Origin of the sequence: Haloechinothrix alba, assembly GCF_900188115.1 — a bacterium.
GTDB lineage: Bacteria > Actinomycetota > Actinomycetes > Mycobacteriales > Pseudonocardiaceae > Haloechinothrix > Haloechinothrix alba.
In genome coordinates this window covers 1-1,421 of record NZ_FZNW01000070.1, presented here as the reverse complement: position 1 = coordinate 1,421, position 1,421 = coordinate 1, and the positions used below count along the sequence as shown (strand labels likewise).

1 protein-coding gene is annotated in these 1,421 nt (G+C 66.2%); it reads right to left on the bottom strand.

Features of this window, described 5'->3' with window-relative positions; translation table 11 throughout:
- Window positions 1-163: 163 nt before the first annotated feature.
- The gene (locus tag CHB84_RS22150; protein ID WP_089303574.1) at window positions 164-1,342 is read right to left on the bottom strand and encodes an IS701 family transposase; all 1,179 of its coding nucleotides are present in this window, start codon (window positions 1,340-1,342) and stop codon (window positions 164-166) included.
- Window positions 1,343-1,421: the final 79 nt, after the last annotated feature.

Here is a 1,421-nt window from a genome sequence, read left to right as displayed (position 1 = left end):
TACTACAGTCGCACTTATTGCGGAGCTTGTCGTGCGGCGTAGTGGCATCGTCGGGCGCGTTGCTGGTGTCTGCGGCGCCATTTCGAGCGGGTGAGGGTGTGGTCGGGCTCGGGTACGCGTGTCCAGATGAGTTGGATCAGCAGGCGGCGGATTTCGGGCAGTGTCAGGGCGATGAGCTCGCCGTCGCCGATTGGGTCGTCGACGGGATGCCCCCTTTTTTCGACCGGGTGACGGTCAGGAAGGCGTGGGCGAGCATGGACAGGGTGATGTGGCGGTACCAGCCACTCCACTGTCGTACCTGATACTGGTCGAGTCCGGTTTCGCCTTTGGCGGTGCGGAAGGTTTCCTCGACGGCCCACTGGCTTCCGGTCACCCGGACCAGCTCGGCCAGGGTCGTGCGCGCGGGAGCGTGGCAGAGGTAGTAGGCGATGTCGCCGGGATCGCTGAGGCTGCGTCGTGCCAGCAGCCAGTAGCTCGAGTCGGGGTGGTTGATGCCGCGCACCCGCGTGCGCGCCCAGGCGTAGCGGCGTTGGCCTTTGGCGCCGTTGTCGGGTGAGCGGGTGCGCCAGGCCTGGGCGGGCAACGCGGTGATGAGCTCGTCGGCCCGGTATTGGCCGGTCAGCGTGGGATCTGCGGCGAGGACGTGCTGGTTGCAGGGCACGGCCAGCACGTACGACATCCCGAGTTCTTCGACGGCGCTGCGCAGCCCGAAGTGTTGCCCGTAGACCTCGTCGGCGGTGACCCAGCCCGCCGGGACCCCTGCGGCATGGGCACGCCGCAGCATGCCGATCGCCAGGTCTGGCTTGGTGGCAAAGCCAACCTCATCGGGGATCCCCGCGTCCGCGCACCGGCCCCGGTCGTTGATCCAGCCCTGCGGCAGATACAACTCCCGATCGAGCAACGTGCGTCCCGCATCGGTGGCATACGCCAGAAACACCCCGATCTGGCAGTTCTCGATCCGCCCGGCGGTACCGGAATACTGCCGCTGCACCCCGACCGATCGCGTGCCCTTCTTGAGAAACCCGGTCTCGTCCAGCACCAGCACACCCGCGGGATCGCCCAGATTGTCGATCACATAGCCATACAGATCATCCCGAACCGCCTCGGGATCCCAGTCGGTCGTGGACAGCAGCCGCTGCATCCCATCCGGCGTGGCATCGCCCACCTGCTCGGACAGCGTCCACGAGTTCTTCCGCTCCTCACCCGAGAGCAGGCCCCGCACGTAGTGCATCGCCCGCGCACGCGGTTCCGCACGCGCAAACCGCGGGCCAATCAAAGCATCCAGCTCCGCCAGCCCGTCGGCCCACTCCTGCACCTCAGCCACACAGACATCATCGCCCATCCACCCATGATCAAACCAGCAACCCCGCTACCAGCGCAGACACGCCGACAAGATCAAAATAAGCGCGACTGTAGTACTA

Coding starts and splice junctions, on each gene's coding strand:
- CHB84_RS22150 (WP_089303574.1), bottom strand. CDS start 1,342: ATGGGCGATGATGTCTGTGTGGCTGAGGTGCAGGAGTGGGCCGACGGG.